The organism is Pseudomonas sp. W15Feb34, from assembly GCF_023127765.1.
GTDB classification, from domain to species: Bacteria; Pseudomonadota; Gammaproteobacteria; order Pseudomonadales; family Pseudomonadaceae; genus Aquipseudomonas; species Aquipseudomonas synxantha_A.
The window spans coordinates 258,527-277,730 of record NZ_SPKN01000029.1; the positions used below are offsets into that span (position 1 = coordinate 258,527).

General features: G+C 59.9%; 18 protein-coding genes. 13 read left to right on the forward strand and 5 right to left on the reverse strand.

The features are described from left to right. Positions 1-45: 45 nt before the first annotated feature. The 4 genes from E4O97_RS14925 (at position 46) to E4O97_RS14940 (ending at position 4,279) form a co-directional block, all read left to right on the forward strand. Positions 46-492, forward strand: coding sequence for a DUF4879 domain-containing protein (locus E4O97_RS14925; RefSeq protein WP_032881207.1), 447 nt, complete (start codon positions 46-48; stop codon positions 490-492). A 96-nt stretch (positions 493-588) separates the two neighbouring features. Then, positions 589-1,113 carry a (2Fe-2S)-binding protein gene (locus tag E4O97_RS14930; RefSeq protein ID WP_005791634.1) on the forward strand — a complete coding sequence of 175 codons (525 nt, stop codon included), beginning with the start codon at positions 589-591 and terminating at the stop codon, positions 1,111-1,113. Further along, positions 1,110-2,099 carry a xanthine dehydrogenase family protein subunit M gene (locus E4O97_RS14935; RefSeq protein ID WP_103734825.1) on the forward strand — a complete coding sequence of 330 codons (990 nt, stop codon included), beginning with the start codon at positions 1,110-1,112 and terminating at the stop codon, positions 2,097-2,099. Before E4O97_RS14930 ends, E4O97_RS14935 begins: the two co-directional genes overlap by 4 nt. Then, positions 2,096-4,279 carry a xanthine dehydrogenase family protein molybdopterin-binding subunit gene (locus tag E4O97_RS14940; RefSeq protein WP_248161593.1) on the forward strand — a complete coding sequence of 728 codons (2,184 nt, stop codon included), beginning with the start codon at positions 2,096-2,098 and terminating at the stop codon, positions 4,277-4,279. The genes E4O97_RS14935 and E4O97_RS14940 overlap by 4 nt, the downstream gene beginning before the upstream one ends. Positions 4,280-4,416: 137 nt before the next feature. On the opposite strand, the gene E4O97_RS14945 is transcribed toward E4O97_RS14940, so the two are convergent. Continuing rightward, positions 4,417-5,655: an MFS transporter gene (locus E4O97_RS14945; RefSeq protein ID WP_248161595.1), complete on the reverse strand. Its 1,239-nt coding sequence runs from the start codon at positions 5,653-5,655 to the stop codon at positions 4,417-4,419. Between the two features lie 316 nt (positions 5,656-5,971). Here E4O97_RS14945 and E4O97_RS14950 point away from each other — a divergent pair, with 316 nt between their 5' ends. The 3 genes from E4O97_RS14950 to E4O97_RS14960 are packed head-to-tail and all read left to right on the forward strand — an operon-like array spanning position 5,972 to position 8,600. Further along, positions 5,972-7,411 carry a cytochrome ubiquinol oxidase subunit I gene (locus E4O97_RS14950; RefSeq protein WP_005791629.1) on the forward strand — a complete coding sequence of 480 codons (1,440 nt, stop codon included), beginning with the start codon at positions 5,972-5,974 and terminating at the stop codon, positions 7,409-7,411. A 1-nt stretch (position 7,412) separates the two neighbouring features. Continuing rightward, on the forward strand, positions 7,413-8,420 hold the full coding sequence (gene cydB, locus E4O97_RS14955) for a cytochrome d ubiquinol oxidase subunit II (RefSeq protein WP_005791627.1): 1,008 nt from the start codon (positions 7,413-7,415) through the stop codon (positions 8,418-8,420). 12 nt (positions 8,421-8,432) lie between these two features. Then, a complete protein-coding gene (locus tag E4O97_RS14960) occupies positions 8,433-8,600 on the forward strand; it encodes a DUF2474 domain-containing protein (protein WP_078822377.1) in 168 nt (55 codons plus the stop codon). A 66-nt stretch (positions 8,601-8,666) separates the two neighbouring features. Here E4O97_RS14960 and E4O97_RS14965 read toward each other — a convergent pair whose 3' ends face one another. Beyond that, entirely contained in the window at positions 8,667-9,791 is a 1,125-nt protein-coding gene (locus E4O97_RS14965; protein ID WP_078822376.1) for a class I SAM-dependent methyltransferase, read from the reverse strand. A 144-nt stretch (positions 9,792-9,935) separates the two neighbouring features. After that, positions 9,936-10,646, reverse strand: coding sequence for a LuxR family transcriptional regulator (locus tag E4O97_RS14970; RefSeq protein ID WP_248127592.1), 711 nt, complete (start codon positions 10,644-10,646; stop codon positions 9,936-9,938). A 458-nt stretch (positions 10,647-11,104) separates the two neighbouring features. On the opposite strand from E4O97_RS14970, the gene E4O97_RS14975 reads away from it, so the two are divergent. Beyond that, complete coding sequence (locus E4O97_RS14975) at positions 11,105-11,881, forward strand: ferredoxin--NADP reductase (protein WP_032879395.1); 777 nt, start codon at positions 11,105-11,107, stop codon at positions 11,879-11,881. Positions 11,882-11,921: 40 nt separating this feature from the next. Here the strand turns inward: E4O97_RS14975 and mscL are convergent, their stop codons facing one another. Beyond that, entirely contained in the window at positions 11,922-12,341 is a 420-nt protein-coding gene (mscL, locus tag E4O97_RS14980) for a large-conductance mechanosensitive channel protein MscL (RefSeq protein ID WP_005791618.1), read from the reverse strand. Between the two features lie 287 nt (positions 12,342-12,628). Between mscL and katB the strand changes: the two genes are divergently transcribed. Genes katB through radA form a run of 3 tightly spaced genes read left to right on the forward strand, consistent with a single transcriptional unit; the run spans position 12,629 to position 16,170 of the window. After that, complete coding sequence (katB, locus tag E4O97_RS14985) at positions 12,629-14,170, forward strand: catalase KatB (protein ID WP_216092129.1); 1,542 nt, start codon at positions 12,629-12,631, stop codon at positions 14,168-14,170. Between the two features lie 57 nt (positions 14,171-14,227). Then, positions 14,228-14,767, forward strand: coding sequence for an ankyrin repeat domain-containing protein (locus E4O97_RS14990; RefSeq protein ID WP_078822375.1), 540 nt, complete (start codon positions 14,228-14,230; stop codon positions 14,765-14,767). A gap of 35 nt (positions 14,768-14,802) precedes the next feature. Beyond that, complete coding sequence (gene radA / locus E4O97_RS14995; RefSeq protein WP_005791613.1) at positions 14,803-16,170, forward strand: DNA repair protein RadA; 1,368 nt, start codon at positions 14,803-14,805, stop codon at positions 16,168-16,170. Positions 16,171-16,313: 143 nt separating this feature from the next. On the opposite strand, the gene E4O97_RS15000 is transcribed toward radA, so the two are convergent. Next, positions 16,314-16,682 carry a PilZ domain-containing protein gene (locus E4O97_RS15000; protein WP_216092128.1) on the reverse strand — a complete coding sequence of 123 codons (369 nt, stop codon included), beginning with the start codon at positions 16,680-16,682 and terminating at the stop codon, positions 16,314-16,316. A 173-nt stretch (positions 16,683-16,855) separates the two neighbouring features. On the opposite strand from E4O97_RS15000, the gene E4O97_RS15005 reads away from it, so the two are divergent. Then, on the forward strand, positions 16,856-18,922 hold the full coding sequence (locus tag E4O97_RS15005; RefSeq protein ID WP_005791609.1) for a carbon starvation CstA family protein: 2,067 nt from the start codon (positions 16,856-16,858) through the stop codon (positions 18,920-18,922). A 15-nt stretch (positions 18,923-18,937) separates the two neighbouring features. Beyond that, on the forward strand, positions 18,938-19,135 hold the full coding sequence (locus tag E4O97_RS15010; protein WP_003194308.1) for a YbdD/YjiX family protein: 198 nt from the start codon (positions 18,938-18,940) through the stop codon (positions 19,133-19,135). Positions 19,136-19,204: the final 69 nt, after the last annotated feature.

Here is a 19,204-nt window from a genome sequence, read left to right on the forward strand (position 1 = left end):
CTTGAGGCATACTGCGCCGACGTTCAATACCGGGTCATTGCCAGCATGAAAAAAGCCAACGCGTGGAGTCTAGCTCTGATCGCCAGTATCAGCCTGTGGCTGGGCGAAGCACCGGCGTGGGGCGCGGCTGCACCGGCGTTGAGCGAGGTGCGGGTGTTCAAGGTGGAATCGGCAAAATGCAGCGAAACCATCCCCGAACGGGTGAACACCACCCAGATGTGCGAACACCGTGGGCCCACCCAGGTGTCGGTCATGGAAGTCGGCCTGGGCAACAGCCCGATGGGCCGCTTCAATGGCGCAGAGTTGAACGGGCAACGCACGGCGGTGTGCCAGGTGGGCAACATCAGTGAGGCGTGCAACGGCGTGGGCACCTTGATGGGCTACATCTATGTGTTCGACCTGAATGTCCAGGCCCAGGGCTGGTTCGAATTCACCAATACCTCGATCAACCCCCCGCAAAACACCTTGAAAGCCCAGCTCAATATCCGCTGATCAATCATCTTGAACGCTCAAAATCCCGGGAAGTCGTACCCCTAAGACGGCGATTTTCCTGAACGCCGCGGATGTACTTCAACCCGTGAGGTGTTTATGAGCGCAAACCCCAATGGCGCGGCGGCCCAGCCGTTTGCCCGCCACCCGATACGCATGACACTCAACGGCCAGCCGCGCCAACTGGATGTGCTGCCCTGGACCACCTTGCTCGACCTGCTGCGCGAACAGCTGGACCTGGTCGGCAGCAAAAAGGGCTGCGACCACGGTCAGTGTGGTGCCTGCACCGTATTGCGTGACGGCAAGCGCGTAAATGCCTGCCTGACCCTGGCCGTGATGTGCGACGGCGCCGAGTTGACCACCATCGAAGGGCTGGCCGAAGGCGACCAGTTGCACCCCATGCAGCAAGCCTTCATCAAGCATGACGCCTTCCAGTGCGGCTATTGCACCCCCGGCCAGATCTGTTCCGCCGTGGGCCTGGCCAATGAAGGCCGCGCCCACGACCGTGCGCAGATCCAGGAACTGATGAGCGGCAACCTGTGCCGCTGCGGTGCCTACAGCAATATCCGCGACGCCATCGAAGAGGCGCTGCCGGCGTGCCACCGCTCGGGAGGTGAACAATGAATCCCTTCCACTACAGCAAGCCTGCCGATGTTCAAGAGGCGGTGCACCTGAGCAACGCGGCCTCGCGCTTTATTGCCGGGGGCACCAACCTGCTGGACTTGATGAAAGAAAACATCAGCCGCCCGGAACACTTGATCGATATCACCGGCTTGCCCTTGCACGAGGTTGAAGAAACCGCCGACGGCGGCGTGCGGATCGGCGCGCTGGTGAGCAATGCCGACCTGGCCTGGCACCCGCTGATCGAACAGCGTTACCCATTGTTGTCCCAAGCGATCCTGGCGGGGGCCTCGCCGCAATTGCGCAACATGGCCAGTACCGGTGGCAACCTGTTGCAGCGCACCCGCTGCTACTACTTCTATGACGCTACGGTGCCGTGCAACAAGCGCGAGCCCGGTAGCGGCTGCCCGGCGCGTACGGGGTTGAATCGCATCCATGCGATCCTTGGCGCCAGTGAGCAGTGCGTGGCCACGCATCCCTCGGACATGTGCGTGGCCCTGGCGGCGCTCCAGGCACGGGTGCATGTAGAAGGGCGTGGTGGTGCACGTGTCATCGAGTTCGCCGATTTCCACCGTCTGCCCGGCGATGCGCCACAGCGCGACAACCAATTGGCCGATGACGAACTGATCACCGCGATCGAACTGCCTGCCGACCATCTGGCCCGGCACAGCCACTACCTGAAAATCCGCGACCGGGCCTCGTATGCCTTTGCTTTGGTGTCGGTGGCTGCGGCGCTGGAACTGGACGGCGACACCATCATCGATGCGCGCCTGGCCCTTGGCGGCGTGGCGCACAAACCCTGGCGCGACCGCGCAGTGGAAGCGGCATTGATCGGTCAGACCGTCAGCCGCGAAACCTTCAGCAACGCTGCCGATGCCCTATTGCAAGACGCCGAGCCGCTGGAGCACAACGGCTTCAAGATCAAACTGGCACGACGCGCAATCATCCGTGCCTTGAGCGACGCCGCTGTCGCAGGAGAACAGCCATGAGTGCCATCGGCAAACCCCTGGACCGTGTCGACGGTCTGCTCAAGGTCACAGGCCAGGCGCGCTATGCCGGTGAGTTCCCTGAGGATGGCCTGCTGCATGGCAGTGTCGTCTCCAGCACCATCGCCAAAGGCCGCGTTATCAAGATTGATGCCTCCAGGGCCCTGGCCTTGCCCGGCGTGGTCGAGGTCATTGATCACCTCAATCGCCCCAGAATCGCCAGCTATGACGACGCCTTCCAGGATGATGATGCCGCCGACGGCTCACCCTTTCGCCCGCTGTACAACGACCGCGTGCTTTACAGCGGCCAGCCCCTGGCCCTGGTGATCGCCGATAACCTGGAACTGGCCCGGCACGCCGGTTCACTGGTGCACATCGAATACGCGCCTGAAGATTTCGAGACGGACCTGCTCACCCAGCAGGAACGGGCCTACCCTTCACCGCAGACACCGCCCAAACCACGCGGTAACTTTCAGGCCGAGTGGGCCGGTGCGGCGATCAGCCTCGATCTGCATTACAGCACCCCCATCGAACACCACAACCCCATGGAGCCCCATGCCAGCACCGTGCTGTATCAGCCGGACGGCACGTTGCATATCCACGACAAGACCCAGGGCCCGCAGAACTGCCAAGCCTACGTGCAAAAAGTGTTCGGCCTGGATAAAAGCCAGGTGCGCATTTTTGCTGCCTTTGTCGGTGGCGCCTTCGGTTCGGGCCTGCGCCCGCAGTATCAACTACCACTGGCAGTGATGGCGTCCCTGGCGCTCAAGCGGTCGGTGCGCGTGACCCTGACTCGCCAGCAGATGTTCACCTTCGGCTATCGCCCACGCACTTTGCAGCGTTTGCAGATGGGTGCCGCCGCCAATGGGCGCTTGCTGGCCCTGGGGCATACCGCGATTGGCCAGACCTCGCGCTTCGAGGATTTCAGCGAGCACGTGGTGGAGTGGAGCGGCATGCTCTATCACTGCGACAACGTGCAACTGACCTACAAGCTGGTGCCGCTGGATGTCTTTACCCCGCTGGACATGCGCGCCCCCGGTGCTGCGCTGGGCGTGAACGGCCTGGAATGTGCCATGGATGAACTGGCCTGCGCCTTGGCCATCGACCCGGTGCAACTGCGGCTGATCAATTACGCCGAGCGCAACCAGAACGAAGACAAACCCTGGTCGAGCAAAGCCCTGCGCGAATGCTACAGCGAAGGCGCCGAACGTTTCGGCTGGAGCCAGCGCAACCCGGAACCGCGCAGTATGCGCGACGGTCGCCAGTTGATCGGCTGGGGCATGGCCGGTGGGGTGTGGGAAGCCATGCAGATGAAGGCCAGCGCCAAGGCACGCATCGATAGCCGCGGCAAACTCACCGTCAGCAGTGCCACCACCGACATTGGCACGGGCACCTACACGGTGATGACCCAGATTGCCTCTCAGGCCAGTGGCGTGGCGATGGGCGATATCAGCTTTCTACTGGGTGATTCGTCATTGCCCACGGCGCCGTTGCAGGGCGGTTCGTTTACCGTGTCTTCCGTCGGCACCGCCGTACAGCAAGCGTGCGAAGCGCTGAATGCCAAATTGCTGGAGATCGCCCGGCAGACTTACCCGGTATTCAAGGATGCCGATTCGGTTCGGTTTGAAGACGGCCAGCTACACAGCGGTGACGTGAGCGTGTCGTTGGCGCAACTGGTCAAGGACAGCGGTGAAGACGCCTTGCAGGTACAGGTCGACAGCGAGCCCGACAAGAAGCGCGAGGGTTATGCCAGCGCTACGCACTCGGCGGTGTTCGTCGAAGTGCGGGTGGATGAAGACCTGGGCACCATCAAGGTCAGCCGTGTGGTCAGCGCGATTGCTGCGGGGCGCGTGGTCAACCCGAAGATGGCCCGCAGCCAGATCCTTGGCGGCGTGGTGTGGGGCATTGGCATGGCGCTGCATGAAGAGACCCAGGTCGACCATCAATTGGGACGCTACATGAACCACAGCCTGGCCGAGTACCACATCCCGGTGAACGCCGATATCGGCGAGATTGACGTGCTGTTTGTCGAAGAACACGACGATGTGGTCAACGCACTCGGGTCCAAGGGCGTGGGGGAGATCGGCATTGTCGGCGTGGCGGCGGCGGTGGCGAATGCGATTTACCATGCCACCGGCAAGCGGGTGCGGGAGTTTCCGATCACCTTGGATAAAGTGCTCTAGCACCGGTGTTCCAAACACCGAAGCTCCAACTGTGGGAGCTGGCTTGCCTGCGATAGCGGTGCCTCAGCCACCAGAGAGTTGCCTGATACACTGTTATCGCGGGCAAGCCCGGCTCCCACAGGGTACAACGCTTAAGCTTATGGCTTGGTTTCTTCCACCAGCACATGCATACGATCGCGATTGGCCAGGGTCGGGAACAACTTGATCCATACCCCGGTCACCACCAGGGTGCCGATCCCGCCCATTACCACCGCCGGCACGGTGCCGAACCAATGAGCGGTTATCCCGGACTCGAACTCGCCCAGTTGATTGGATGCACCGATAAACAGGCCATTGACCGCGCTGACTCGCCCACGCATCTCATCCGGTGTTTCCAGTTGCACGAACGACGCGCGGATCACCATGCTGATCATGTCCGCCGCGCCGAGCACTACCAGCACTGCGAGGGAGAACCAGAACGAGGTGGAGAGGCCGAAGGCAATGGTCGCCACGCCGAATACGCCGACGGCGGTGAACATCACGCGTCCTACCTTGCGGTCTACCGAGAACCGCGCCAGCCACAGCGACATCAGCAAGGCGCCCACCGCCGGTGCCGAACGCAGCAGGCCCAGGCCCCAGGCGCCGGTCAGCAGGATGTCCTTGGCGAACACCGGCAGCAACGCGGTGGCGCCGCCCAGCAGTACGGCAAACAGGTCCAGGGAGATGGCGCCGAGGATGTCCGGGCGGCTGCGGATAAAGCGGATGCCGGCCAGCAGCGAGTCCATCGTGGCCTTGGCTTTGTTGAGCGGCGTCTGACGGGCGGGCAGGTTCAAGGTCAGGACGCAGGCAATCAGGTACAGCGCCACGGTCGGCCCGTACACCCACACGCTACCAAACGCGTAGAGCAAACCGCCAACGGCGGGTGCGACGATGGTCGCCAGTTGCTGGGCCGATTGCGATGCCGCCACGGCCCGTGGGAACAACGCGCTGGGCACGATGCTCGGCAGCAGCGCCTGGGTGGTGGGCATTTCAAATGAGCGCGCAGCGCCCAGCAGGAAGGCTAGGATAAAGATCATCTCGCGGGTCACGTTGCCGGTCAGGCCGCCGATGGCCAGGGACAAGGCAATCAGCGCCTGTAACGTCTGGCAAATGGCGGCGACCCTGCGTCGCTCATAGCGATCGGCTACATGCCCGGTGTGCAGCATGAACAGCACGCGCGGTACGAATTCCACCAGGCCAACCAGCCCCAGGTCCAGCACGTTGCCGGTCAGTTGGTAGAGGTTCCAGCCGATCGCCACGGTGAGCATCTGGAAACCGCTGGCGGTAAAGATCCGCGCCAGCCAGAACGCGATGAAAGGGCGGTGGTGACGTAACAGCAACGCGGGTTCACTGGGCATCGGCAATCAGGTCGGCAACGGGGGAATGGCGAGATTAGCATCAAGCTGTAACAAATAGTTGCAAGAACAGGGCTGAGGCAAGCTGTCACGCGGCAAAAGACCACACAGTCCTACAGCAAAAATGGGACTACTCTTTCAACGATGCTTGATCCAGATCAAAACCTGCCCCGGAATTGCTCTGGCGGCCGCAAGGCCAGAATCCCCACGAGATGGGTAAAAAAAGAAACGAATTGAAATTCGCCACACTCCATATCCGTGGGGGCAGTGGGTGCAGGCTCCCAGCCAGCAGCCGGTATTACCTGACAGAGGAAGACTTATGTTCGGTTTGGAGGCGCTAGATCTCGCCCGAATTCAATTCGCGTTCACCATCTCGTTTCACATCCTGTTCCCGGCGATCACCATCGGCCTGGCCAGTTACCTTGCGGTGCTGGAGGGCTTGTGGCTCAAGACTCATAACGATACCTACCGTGACCTCTACCATTTCTGGTCGAAGATCTTTGCCGTCAACTTCGGCATGGGTGTGGTCTCCGGCTTGGTCATGGCCTATCAGTTCGGCACCAACTGGAGCCGTTTCTCCGACTTCGCCGGTGCTGTCACCGGGCCATTGCTGACGTACGAAGTGCTCACGGCCTTTTTCCTTGAGGCCGGTTTCCTCGGTGTGATGCTGTTCGGCTGGAACAAGGTGGGGCGCAAGCTGCACTTTTTCTCCACGGTGATGGTGGCCGTGGGGACGTTGATCTCCACGTTCTGGATTCTCGCCTCCAACAGCTGGATGCAAACGCCACAGGGCTTTGAAATCATTGATGGCCGGGTGATTCCCACCGATTGGCTGGCGGTGATCTTCAACCCTTCGTTCCCCTATCGCCTGATGCACATGGCCACGGCTGCATTTGTTGCCACGGCATTCTTCGTCGGCTCGTCGGCGGCCTGGCATTTGCTGCGCGGCAAGGACAACCCGGCGATCCGCAAAATGCTCTCCATGGCGATGTGGATGGCGCTGATTGTCGCGCCCATCCAGGCGGTGATCGGTGACTTCCATGGCCTCAATACCCTCAAGCATCAACCGGCAAAAATCGCCGCGATTGAAGGCCACTGGGAAAACATCGGCAACGAGCCGACGCCATTGATCCTGTTCGGCTGGCCGGACATGAAAGCCGAGAAGACCAAATACGCGGTCGAGATCCCGTACCTGGGCAGTCTGATCCTGACCCACTCCCTGGACAAGCAGGTGCCGGCCCTCAAGGAGTTCCCGCCTGAGGACCGCCCCAACTCGACCATCGTGTTCTGGTCGTTCCGGGTCATGGTTGGCTTGGGTTTCCTGATGATCTTCACCGGTCTGTTCAGCCTGTGGCTGCGCCGTGGCGACAAGATGTACACCTCCAAACCGTTCCTGTACCTGGCGCTGTGGATGGGCCCGTCCGGGCTGATTGCGATTCTTGCTGGTTGGTTCACCACTGAAATCGGCCGCCAGCCTTGGGTGGTCTACGGGCTGATGCGCACCGCAGATGCCTCGTCCGGGCATAGCCTGGCGCAGATGACCATTACCCTGGTGTTGTTCGTGGTGGTGTACTTCGCGCTGTTCGGTGCCGGTTTGGGTTACATGATGCGCCTGGTGCGCAAGGGCCCTGTGACTCACGACAGTACCGAACCGGCCCATGGTGGCCCTGGTCAGAAACGCACCCCGGCGCGTCCGTTGTCTGCCGCCGACGATGGCAGCGATAACGACCACGACCACATCCAGCACAAGGGGAATTGAGATGGGTATTGATCTTCCGCTGATCTGGGCCGTGATCATCATCTTCGGCATCATGATGTATGTGGTCATGGACGGCTTCGACCTGGGTATCGGCATCCTCTTTCCGTTTATCCCCGGCAAAGTCGACCGTGACGTGATGATGAACACCGTGGCCCCTGTATGGGACGGCAACGAAACCTGGCTGGTACTCGGCGGCGCGGCGTTGTTTGGCGCGTTCCCGCTGGCGTATTCGGTGGTGTTGTCGGCGTTGTATCTGCCGCTGATCCTGATGCTGATCGGGCTGATCTTCCGCGGCGTGGCCTTTGAGTTCCGTTTCAAGGCCAAGGACCACAAGCGTCACCTGTGGGACAAGGCGTTTATCGGTGGCTCGCTGGCAGCAACCTTCTTCCAGGGCGTGGCGTTGGGCGCCTTTATCGATGGCATCCCGGTGGTGGACCGCCAGTTTGCCGGTGGTTCACTGGACTGGCTCACACCGTTCACGATGTTCTGCGGCGTGGCGCTGATCGTGGCCTATGCCTTGCTCGGCTGCACCTGGCTGATCATGAAGACCGAGGGCAAGTTGCAGGAGCAGATGCATAACCTGGCGCGGCCGTTGGCTTTCGTGGTGTTGGCGGTGATCGGTATCGTCAGTATCTGGACGCCGCTGACCCACCCGGAAATCGCTTCGCGCTGGTTCACCTTGCCGAACCTGTTCTGGTTCCTGCCGGTGCCGGTTCTGGTATTGGTCACGATGTACGGACTGTTCCGCGCCGTGGCCCGTCATGCGCACTACACGCCGTTCCTGCTGACACTGGTGTTGATCTTCCTGGGCTACAGCGGCCTGGGCATCAGCCTGTGGCCCAATATCATCCCGCCGTCCGTGTCGATCTGGGACGCTGCGGCACCGCCGCAAAGCCAGGGCTTCATGCTGGTGGGCACGTTGTTCATCATCCCGTTCATCCTGGGTTATACCTTCTGGAGCTACTACGTGTTCCGCGGCAAGGTCACCCACGAAGACGGCTACCACTAGGAGGGTTGAAACATGTCCGGTAAACCTTCACTGCACGAGATTGAACAGGCCGAGAAGCAGCCATTGTGGCGGCGCCTGGGATGGCTGGCGGGGATCTGGGTGGGCAGCGTGCTGGCCCTGTTCGTGGTGGCCAGCCTGATGCGCATGTTCATGAATGCGGCGGGCCTGACCACGCACTGACATACCGAACCGGCCTGCCAGCGTGAGAGGCAAGCCCTGCTCTTCTATTGGAAGGGCAGGGCTTTTTTATTTGCGCGCTTTGAGGATGACGAACTTTGGTGTGGCCGCCACTTGTTCGACGCCACGGAACAATCGCGCCAACTTGCTGTGGTAGCCCAGGTGGCGATTACCCACGATATACAACGCGCCGCCCACTACCAGGGCTTCGCGTGCCTGCTGGAACATGCGCCAGGCGAGGAAGTCACCCACCACTTGTTGTTGATGAAACGGTGGGTTGCACAGCACCACGTCCAACGATTGCGCCTCCTGACCGGCCAGGCCGTCATCGGCACGTACAATAACGTCGCGATTGCCCAGAGCGGCTTGCCAGTTTTCAGCCGCCGATTGCACGGCCATATAGGACTCATCCACCAACGTGTACTGCGCGTCGGGGTTTTGCAGAGCGCTGGCAATCGCCAATACGCCATTGCCGCAGCCCAGGTCTGCCACGCGGGCGCTGCCAAGGTTTTTCGGCAGGTGCGGCAGGAAGGCGCGGGTGCCGATGTCCAGGCCCTCGCGGCAGAAAACGTTGGCGTGGTTGAGCAACTCGATGGCTGGCGCGTCCAGCCTGTAGCGGGTGGGATAGGGCGAGACGGCGACAGGACGATCTGCCACGGTGGCGATCAGCAATCGCGCCTTTTTGACCGCAAGCGTCGCGTGCATCGGCCCGATGTAACGCTCCAGCAGTTCACCGGCGGCGCGGGGCAAGTGCTTGACCATCGCCCCGGCGATCACCTCGGCGCCCGGCGCCAATTGCCCTTGCAGGCGGATCAACTGTTCTTCCAGCAGCGCCAGGGTTTTTGGCACACGGATCAGCACCCGATCGAAAGGTCCCACCGGCGCGGTGCTGGCGGGTACGAATGGCACGGCATCAAACGCCTTGCCGTTGCGCACCAGGTTTTTCTCCAGGGCTTGGGCGGCGAGGAACGAGTCGCCGCTGGAGGTCACCAACATCTGGCCCGCAAGGCTGGCCGCGAGGGCACCGAAGCTGTCATTGAGTACCAGCACGCGGGTCAGCGCATTGGGTTGCTGTGCGCCAAGGTGGTTGAGCAGGTACTCGTCGGCGGCATCGAAGGCTTGCAGCGGATCATTGTGTTGCTCTGGCTGACGAATCAGATCGAGCTGGGCGAAGGGGCTGTCAAGCAGGGGCATGGGGGAAGAATGCTCTGGGTAATCGACGGAACCGTCTGAGTGAACGGCGACGCGACCCACTGAAGGGGGCGGCATCAACACTCAGAGTTGGCCGTAAATGTTACGTTTTTTTTTACGCAATGACATGGGGTGTTTAATTGACGATTACAGCATTCCGGCTTTGGCGAGGCAGAGCACAGCTTGGATCTTACTGGTGACCTTCAATTTGCTGAGTACTCTGCCGACATGAAAACCCACCGTGCGCTCGGACAGGCACAGAATGCGAGCGATCTCCGCGGCAGTCTTGCCCATGGCGCACCATCTGAGAATCTCCGTTTCGCGGGCCGTTAACTTGAATGGCGCCTCGTCGATGGGCTCGCCGGTGTATTGAAGCGCGACGACCGCATGCATCGCATGGCAGAGCCACAATACTTGACCGGCTTTTTCGTAAAGCTCTTCAGGGCTGACCTCACCCTTGTCACGCACCAGGGTCAGCATACTGAATACACCCTTGAAATCATGCACCGCCTGGGACCAGCCCATATGCACCCCAAATGACTCAGCCAAGTCCCACAGTTCAGGTGCGTTACCGAAGGCTTGCTTCTCCCAGAGGATGGGCAGTACAGAGTGCTTGCAGTGAACTACAGCCGGATCTTTGTCGAAGAAACCTGCTTGTTGATAGATTTTGTTCCATTCATTTGGGTAGTTGTTGCAGTTGAAAGGCTTTGCTTGGGTATTTTCGGATTGAGTACTCATTGTGAACGAGCAATATTTGAACCCCATTTCCTGAGTGCGGTTGATCACCATTTCATACACGGTGGTGATTTCGCTCTCGCCTTCCAGCTTGGGCAGCCGTGAATTGTGCCAATTGACCATCGGTAACTCTCCATGGGTTTCTTTGTGACTTGGGTACTTCCTGATCCCCAATCCAACACGAAAACAAGTGTAGGACACGTCGTACAAGCTAGTCTGAAAAAAAATTCATCAAGTGGTTGGTCTTCGGGTTTCAGATATGTACAAGCGTTATTGGTTTGTATGAAAAAACCGATGGGACATTTTTTTTGCACTGGTTTTAATGACTTGCAGGTGATATCAAAATGACGTCTTCGGACGGCGTAGTTTCATCTTGTGGCGCATTCCGGTTGGGTTAATAGCCAAATGATTAGTATGAGTGTGCGGCGCGTTGTTTGCTGCGGATTGCGGGTGAACCGCTGGCTCACTTGCGTCACTGACAGGCGGTGCGCGATGGGTAAATGCAATGCCAGTACAAATCAACGGTGTTTGCGTCATCTGCTTTGAGAGACACTAGCAGCCTGTGCAAAACGGAGCCTCCCATGACGGCCAGTGCTGAGAAATTTACCCGCCAGACCTTGCTCGACGTGCAATCGCTGACCCCCAGCCTCTTCACCCTGCGCACCACTCGCGACCCAGGCTTTCGCTTTACCGCCGGCCAGTTCGTGCGCCTGGGTGTAACCAAGGCCGATGGCAGCACCGTGTGGCGTGCCTATTCTGTGGTGTCATCGCCTTTTGATGAGCATCTCGACTTTTTTTCCATCGTTGTCCCTGGCGGGGAGTTCACCAGCGAACTCAGCCGGCTGCGGGTTGGCGATACCTTGTTGGTAGAGCGCCAGGCCACCGGCTTCCTGACCCTTAATCGCTTTGTCGACGGGCGCGACCTGTGGCTGCTGGGCACCGGCACAGGGGTTGCGCCGTTCCTGTCGATCCTGCAGGACTTTGAGGTCTGGGAAAAATTCGAACGCATCATTCTGGTGTACAGCGCGCGGGAAGCGAAAGAGCTGGCTTACCAGGCGCTGATCAAGGAACTGGGGGAGCGCGAGTACTTGGCCGAGTACGCGCATAAACTCACCTACATCCCCATCGTCACTCGCGAGCAATATCCGGGTGCGCTCAACGGGCGCATTACCACGCTGATAGAAAATGGCGAACTGGAGCGCGCGGCCGGCCTTGAGTTAACGCCGGAACACTCCCGCGTATTGATTTGCGGTAATCCGCAGATGGTCGATGACACCCGCCAGCTACTCAAGCAACGGGACATGCAACTGAGCCTGAGTCGACGCCCTGGTCAGGTTGCAGTAGAAAATTACTGGTAGAAAAAAGGCGCCTCACGAGGCGCCTTTTTGCAACCGCTGATTAAAGCGGTTTGTTGTTATTTTGAGCCTTGAGCAGATCGCGGATCTCACCCAGCAGCACTTCTTCCTTGGTCGGCGTCGGTGGCAAGCTAGGGGCTACGGCCTCTTCTCGCTTCAGGCGGTTGATGGCCTTCACACCCATGAAGATCGCAAAAGCAACGATCACGAAGTCGATGATGCTCTGGATGAACTTGCCATAAGCCAGCACCACCGCCGGTACGTCACCCTGTGCGGCCTTGAGCGTTATCGCCAGGTCGGCAAAGTCCACACCCCCGATCAGCAGACCGATAGGCGGCATAATCACGTCGCCTACAAACGAGGAAACAATTTTGCCGAAGGCGGCGCCGATGATGATACCGACGGCCATGTCGACCACATTACCTTTGACCGCGAAGGCCTTGAACTCACTGATCACGCCCATAGGTTATTCCTTGTTACAGTTGAGAAGGGTGGAGGTCAGTGTAATTCAGTCGTACAAGGCTTGCTCGACACAACTGTTAACACTGTCGATTTTTATCGACACATTAAAACGCAAATAGTTTGCAAAGTGCCACCAGTCGCGCGCGAATTAACCGTCATTTCAGCCAGTTACCAGATTATTTTATTAATCGGGCCTGTGGCGTTTTTCTATTTATCTTCTGACTCGCAGGTCTCTAGCCTCTGACAAGCACAACAGAATGTGCGCTAAAAAAACCAGAGGAAACCTCGATGAACACTCCAATCCGCCGCAGGCCCGTGTCCGCGCGTCACGCGTTGGCACTGGTGACCGCCAGCCTGCTGTCCCTCTCCGTGCAAGCCGCCAACCTGACCCGCGATAACGGGGCCAACGTCGGTGATAACCAGAACTCGCAAACGGCCGGAGCGAACGGCCCGGTATTGTTGCAGGACGTTCAGCTGATCCAGAAGTTGCAGCGCTTTGACCGCGAACGCATCCCCGAGCGTGTGGTACATGCCCGCGGTACCGGCGCCCATGGCACCTTCACGGTGACCGACAACCTCAGCGACCTGACCAAGGCCAAGGTGTTCGCCGCCGGTGAAACCACGCCAGTGTTCGTACGCTTTTCGGCGGTCGTCCACGGTAACCATTCCCCTGAAACCCTGCGTGACCCAAGGGGTTTTGCCACCAAGTTCTACACCGCCGAAGGTAACTGGGACCTGGTTGGCAATAACTTCCCGACCTTCTTTATCCGCGATGCCATCAAGTTCCCGGATATGGTCCATGCCTTCAAACCCGACCCACGCACCAACCTGGATGACGACTCGCGCCGTTTCGACTTCTTCTCCCATGTTCCCGAAGCCACGCGTACGTTGACCGAGTTGTACTCGGACTCCGGTACCCCGGCCAGTTACCGCGAGATGGACGGTAATGGCGTACATGCCTACAAGTTGATCAACGCCAAGGGCGAAGTGCACTACGTCAAGTTCCACTGGAAGAGCCTGCAAGGCATCAAGAACCTGGATCCCAAGCAAGTCACCGAAGTACAGGGTCGTGACTACAGTCATATGACCAACGACTTGGTCACCCATATCAACAAGGGCGACTTCCCCAAGTGGGACTTGTATGTGCAAGTGCTCAAGCCCGAGGACTTGGCCAAGTTTGATTTCGACCCCCTGGATGCCACCAAGATCTGGCCGGATGTACCGGAGCGTAAAGTCGGGCAGATGGTGCTCAATCGCAACCCGGCCAATGTCTTCCAGGAAACCGAGCAAGTCGCGATGGCGCCTGCCAACCTGGTGCCGGGCATCGAGCCGTCGGAAGACCGCCTGCTGCAAGGCCGGGTGTTCTCCTATGCCGATACGCAAATGTACCGCTTGGGTGCGAACGCCCTGCAACTGCCGATCAACGCTCCACGGGTCACCGTCAACAACGGTAACCAGGACGGTGCGATGAACTTCGGCAAGACCACCACCGGCGTGAACTACCAGCCAAGCCGGCTGTTGCCACGCGAAGAGCCGCAAACCGCGCGCTACAGCCAGTCGCCGCTGTCGGGCAGCACCCAGCAGGCGAAGATCCAGCGCGAGCAGAACTTCAAACAGGCCGGTGACCTGTACCGCTCCTACACCAAGAAAGAGCGTCAGGACTTGATCGACAATTTCGGCGGCTCGCTGGCCACCACCGATGACGAAAGCAAGCACATCATCCTGTCGTTCCTTTACAAGGCTGATCCGGAATACGGCACCGGCGTCACCAAGGTGGCCAAAGGTGATCTGGCTCGCGTGAAGGCGCTGGCGCAAAAACTGACTGACTGATTCGTTGGTTGCGGTCGGCGCCTCTACGGGCGTCGACCTTTGGCAGGAGAAGCCCCTATGCGTATCTCTATCGGTTTACTGATGGCCATGCTGGCCTTTGTCGCCCATGCGGAGTCTCCCGACCCGGTGGCGCTCAAAGCCCAGTTGCAGGATTACTACTTCGACGCCGCTCGCCGTGGCGACCTCGACATGCTCAATACCTTTATCGACTCCGGCTACAGCCTCAACATCCAGGATGACAAAGGCTACACGGCACTGATTCTCGCCGCTTATCACGGCCAGGGCTCGTACGTGGAGCGTCTGCTCGACGCGGGTGCCAACGCCTGCGTACAGGACAAACGCGGCAACACGGCGCTGATGGGCGCGATCTTCAAGGGTGAGCTGAAAATCGCCCAGCGCCTGCTGGCCACCGACTGCAACCCGGACCAACGCAATGGCGCGGGACAGACTGCCGCCATGTACGCCGGGCTGTTCAAACGCGTCGAGTTGCTGGGTGAACTGCAAGCCAAAGGCGCAGACCTGAACGCCGAGGACCCCGTCGGTAACAGTGCTTCACGTTTGGCCAGTGGCGAAATCCGGACCCCGGCGTCGCGCTGAGCTATCATCGCGGTTTTTCGGTTGGAGGTTCTCACATGGCAAAGGCCAAGCGCATGTACGGCTGCACGGAGTGCGGCGCGACCTTTCCCAAATGGGCGGGCCAGTGCTCCGAATGCGGTGCGTGGAACACCCTGACTGAAACCATGATTGAAAGCGGTGGTGCCGCAGCCCCTACCGGCCGCGCCGGCTGGACCGGGCAACAGGCACAGATCAAGACCCTGGCCGAGGTCAGCGTCGAAGAGATCCCGCGTTTCTCCACCGCGTCCGGCGAACTGGACCGCGTACTTGGCGGTGGCCTGGTCGATGGATCGGTGGTGCTGATCGGCGGTGACCCGGGCATCGGCAAGTCGACCATCCTCTTGCAAACCCTGTGCAGCATCGCCAGCCGTATGCCGGCGCTGTACGTCACCGGTGAAGAATCCCAACAGCAAGTGGCCATGCGCGCCCGCCGTTTGGGCCTGCCCCAGGACCAACTGCGGGTCATGACCGAAACCTGCATCGAAAGCATCATCGCCACGGCGCGGATCGAAAAGCCCAAGGTCATGGTGATTGACTCGATCCAGACGATTTTCACCGAGCAACTGCAATCGGCGCCGGGCGGCGTGTCCCAGGTGCGCGAAAGTGCGGCGCTGTTGGTGCGCTACGCCAAGCAGAGCGGCACGGCGATCTTCCTGGTCGGCCACGTGACCAAGGAAGGCGCGCTGGCCGGGCCACGGGTGTTGGAGCACATGGTGGATACCGTGCTGTATTTCGAAGGTGAGTCCGATGGCCGCCTGCGTTTGCTGCGGGCGGTAAAAAACCGCTTTGGCGCCGTGAACGAGCTGGGTGTGTTCGCCATGACTGACCGTGGGCTGAAAGAAGTCTCCAACCCCTCGGCGATTTTTCTCACTCGCGCCCAGGAAGAAGTCCCGGGCAGTGTGGTGATGGCGACGTGGGAGGGTACCCGGCCCATGCTGGTGGAAGTCCAGGCGCTGGTGGATGACAGCCATTTGGCCAACCCGCGGCGGGTCACGCTTGGCCTGGACCAGAACCGTCTGGCGATGTTGCTGGCGGTATTGCACCGTCACGGCGGCATTCCGACCCATGACCAGGATGTTTTCCTTAACGTAGTGGGCGGCGTCAAGGTGCTGGAGACCGCCTCCGACCTGGCGCTGATGGCGGCGGTGATGTCCAGCCTGCGCAATCGGCCGCTGCCTCATGATCTGCTGGTGTTTGGTGAGGTCGGCCTGTCGGGCGAAGTCCGCCCGGTGCCCAGTGGGCAGGAGCGGTTGAAGGAGGCGGCCAAGCATGGGTTCAAGCGGGCGATCGTGCCCAAGGGCAATGCGCCGAAGGAAATGCCGGCAGGTTTGCAGGTGATTGGGGTGACGCGCCTGGAGCAGGCGTTGGATGCACTGTTCGAATAATCACCAGCATTGCAGATCCAATGTGGGAGGGGGCTTGCTCCCGATTGCGGTGAATCAGTAACAGATAGGCTGACTGACCCACCGCAATCGGGAGCAAGTCGAATCGTCGCACCGCCCCTCCCACATTTGAGTTGTGTTGGCTTCTAGATTTCCAGCAATGCCGCCAGCTCTCTGTGTAGCTCTTCCTCATCCCCCAGGTTCAACTCAATCAGTCGCCGCAAATGGCTGATCGAATCCAGATCGATATGTTGGCACACGAAGCCCAACTGCCCCTGATCCTCGTGGCTCAGCTTCACTTGCATCTTTATATGCGCTTTCGGATCCAGGCGTATGTCTACGTCGAACGGCAGCGCCTTGTTCCCCTTCCAGTCTTCGGGGCGCTCGACCAGTAGACCCTTTAGCGAGAGATCCACCAGTTTCACCGGAAAATCCCATCCGTTTTGCCGAATTTCGGTTTTGGCATCAAAAGCAATCCGGCGAAAACGGCGGCGATCAGACGGTTGCTCAGTCATGGTGAAGTCCTCGGTGGATAGGGGGATTGTAGCCTTGCGCCATCATTTGGCATTTATTTCGTTTTTTTGCCGCATAGAAGGCTCTAGACCAACGTAGGGGGCTGGTCTTTGAGGCCAACAGCGCTAAACTCGGGCTGGCTGTCCTTTCTGTCCACCCTGGCTGGAATACAAAAATGAAAAATAATAATAGCCTGCTACGCCACCTACCCTGGCTGGTGCTGGCAATCGTAGGAGCGTGCGCCCTGGGCGTAGTGGCCTTGCGCCGCGGCGAGGCGATCAACGCCTTGTGGATTGTGGTCGCTGCTGTGGCCATCTATCTGGTTGCGTACCGTTACTACAGTCTGTTCATCGCCAATAACGTGATGCAACTCGACCCTCGGCGGGCCACCCCCGCAGTGGTCAATAACGACGGTCTGGACTACGTGCCGACCAACAAACATATCCTTTTCGGTCACCACTTTGCGGCGATTGCCGGTGCAGGCCCGTTGGTCGGTCCGGTGCTGGCGGCGCAGATGGGCTACCTGCCCGGCACCCTGTGGCTGATTGCCGGTGTGGTGCTGGCGGGTGCGGTGCAGGACTTCATGATCCTGTTCCTGTCCACTCGTCGCAACGGGCGTTCCCTGGGTGACATGGTTCGCGAAGAGATGGGCCGCATTCCCGGGACCATCGCCCTGTTTGGCTGCTTCCTGATCATGATCATCATCCTCGCGGTGCTGGCACTGATTGTGGTCAAGGCCCTGGCCGAGAGCCCGTGGGGCATCTTTACGGTGATGGCGACCATCCCGATTGCGATGTTCATGGGCATCTACATGCGCTACATCCGCCCGGGCCGCATTGGTGAAATTTCGATCATCGGCGTGCTGTTGCTGCTGGGTTCGATCTGGCTGGGCGGGCAGATTGCCGCTGACCCGGTCTGGGCCAAGGCCTTCACCTTCACCGGGATCCAGATCACCTGGATGCTGATCGGCTACGGCTTCGTTGCCGCTGTTCTGCCGGTATGGCTGATCCTGGCGCCGCGTGACTACCTGTCTACCTTCCTGAAAATCGGCACCATCATCGCTCTGGCGATCGGCATCCTGGTCACCATGCCTGACCTGAAAATGCCAGCACTGACCCAGTTCATCGACGGCACTGGCCCGGTGTGGAAGGGCGGCCTGTTCCCGTTCCTGTTCATCACCATCGCTTGTGGCGCGGTCTCGGGCTTCCACGCGCTGATCTCTTCGGGCACCACGCCCAAGTTGCTCGCCAGTGAAAGCCACGCCCGTTACATCGGTTATGGCGGCATGTTGATGGAGTCGTTCGTGGCCATCATGGCGATGGTTGCCGCTTCGGTGATCGAGCCTGGCGTGTACTTCGCCATGAACAGCCCGGCGGCGATTGTCGGTACTGACGTGGTCACCGTGGCGCAAACCGTTAGCAGTTGGGGCTTTGCAATTACCCCTGAAGCGCTGTCGGCTGTTGCCCACGATATCGGTGAAACCACCATCCTGGCGCGTGCCGGCGGTGCGCCGACGCTGGCAGTCGGTATCGCACAGATCCTGCACAGTGTGCTGCCAGGTGAAAACACCATGGCGTTCTGGTACCACTTTGCAATCCTGTTCGAAGCGCTGTTCATCCTCACGGCGGTCGATGCCGGTACCCGTGCCGGTCGCTTCATGCTGCAGGACCTGCTGGGTTCGTTCGTGCCTGCGCTCAAACGCACCGAGTCCTGGACCGCCAACCTGATTGCTACCGCAGGCTGCGTGGCGATGTGGGGTTACTTGCTGTACCAGGGCGTAATCGACCCGCTGGGTGGTATCAACACCTTGTGGCCGCTGTTCGGTATCTCCAACCAGATGCTGGCGGGTATCGCGCTGATGCTGGCGACCGTTGTGCTGATCAAGATGAAGCGCCAGCGCTACATCTGGGTGACCATGTTGCCGGCCGTCTGGCTGCTGATCTGCACCACCACCGCAGGCTTCATCAAGCTGTTCGACGCCAACCCGGCGATCGGCTTTCTGTCGCTGGCCAAGAAATACAGCGATGCCCTGGCCAACGGTCAGATCCTCGCCCCGGCCAAGAGCATCGACCAGATGCAGCACGTGATCTGGAACGCCTACACCAACGCAACGCTGACGGCGCTGTTCCTGTTCGTGGTATTCAGCATCCTGTTCTATGCGCTCAAAGTCGGCGTAGCCGCCTGGGGCAACAAAGAGCGTACGGATAAAGAAGCGCCATTCCAGGCCGTACCGGACGCATAAGCGAGGATTGCCACTATGTTCAATGACATCAGTCGCCTCGGTAAATACCTCGGTCAGGCCGCGCGCCTGATGGTCGGCATGCCCGACTACGACACCTACGTCGAGCATATGCAAACCAAACACCCGGACAAGCCGGTGATGGACTACAAGGCGTTCTTCCGCGAACGCCAGGAGGCCCGTTACGGCGGCAAGGGTGGGCCCAAGTGCTGTTGACCCGGTAACGCGGGCCAATGCGATACCCCTGTGGGAGCAGGGCTTTCTTTGGGAGCTGGCTTGCCTGCG

Coding starts and splice junctions, on each gene's coding strand:
- E4O97_RS15005 (WP_005791609.1), top strand. CDS start 16,856: ATGAAAAATAATAATAGCCTGCTACGCCACCTACCCTGGCTGGTGCTG.
- cydB (WP_005791627.1), top strand. CDS start 7,413: ATGGGTATTGATCTTCCGCTGATCTGGGCCGTGATCATCATCTTCGGC.
- katB (WP_216092129.1), top strand. CDS start 12,629: ATGAACACTCCAATCCGCCGCAGGCCCGTGTCCGCGCGTCACGCGTTG.
- E4O97_RS14970 (WP_248127592.1), bottom strand. CDS start 10,646: ATGGTCAATTGGCACAATTCACGGCTGCCCAAGCTGGAAGGCGAGAGC.
- E4O97_RS14950 (WP_005791629.1), top strand. CDS start 5,972: ATGTTCGGTTTGGAGGCGCTAGATCTCGCCCGAATTCAATTCGCGTTC.
- E4O97_RS14960 (WP_078822377.1), top strand. CDS start 8,433: ATGTCCGGTAAACCTTCACTGCACGAGATTGAACAGGCCGAGAAGCAG.
- E4O97_RS14935 (WP_103734825.1), top strand. CDS start 1,110: ATGAATCCCTTCCACTACAGCAAGCCTGCCGATGTTCAAGAGGCGGTG.
- E4O97_RS15010 (WP_003194308.1), top strand. CDS start 18,938: ATGTTCAATGACATCAGTCGCCTCGGTAAATACCTCGGTCAGGCCGCG.
- E4O97_RS14965 (WP_078822376.1), bottom strand. CDS start 9,791: ATGCCCCTGCTTGACAGCCCCTTCGCCCAGCTCGATCTGATTCGTCAG.
- E4O97_RS14940 (WP_248161593.1), top strand. CDS start 2,096: ATGAGTGCCATCGGCAAACCCCTGGACCGTGTCGACGGTCTGCTCAAG.
- E4O97_RS14990 (WP_078822375.1), top strand. CDS start 14,228: ATGCGTATCTCTATCGGTTTACTGATGGCCATGCTGGCCTTTGTCGCC.
- E4O97_RS14945 (WP_248161595.1), bottom strand. CDS start 5,655: ATGCCCAGTGAACCCGCGTTGCTGTTACGTCACCACCGCCCTTTCATC.
- E4O97_RS14930 (WP_005791634.1), top strand. CDS start 589: ATGAGCGCAAACCCCAATGGCGCGGCGGCCCAGCCGTTTGCCCGCCAC.
- E4O97_RS14925 (WP_032881207.1), top strand. CDS start 46: ATGAAAAAAGCCAACGCGTGGAGTCTAGCTCTGATCGCCAGTATCAGC.
- radA (WP_005791613.1), top strand. CDS start 14,803: ATGGCAAAGGCCAAGCGCATGTACGGCTGCACGGAGTGCGGCGCGACC.
- E4O97_RS14975 (WP_032879395.1), top strand. CDS start 11,105: ATGACGGCCAGTGCTGAGAAATTTACCCGCCAGACCTTGCTCGACGTG.
- E4O97_RS15000 (WP_216092128.1), bottom strand. CDS start 16,682: ATGACTGAGCAACCGTCTGATCGCCGCCGTTTTCGCCGGATTGCTTTT.
- mscL (WP_005791618.1), bottom strand. CDS start 12,341: ATGGGCGTGATCAGTGAGTTCAAGGCCTTCGCGGTCAAAGGTAATGTG.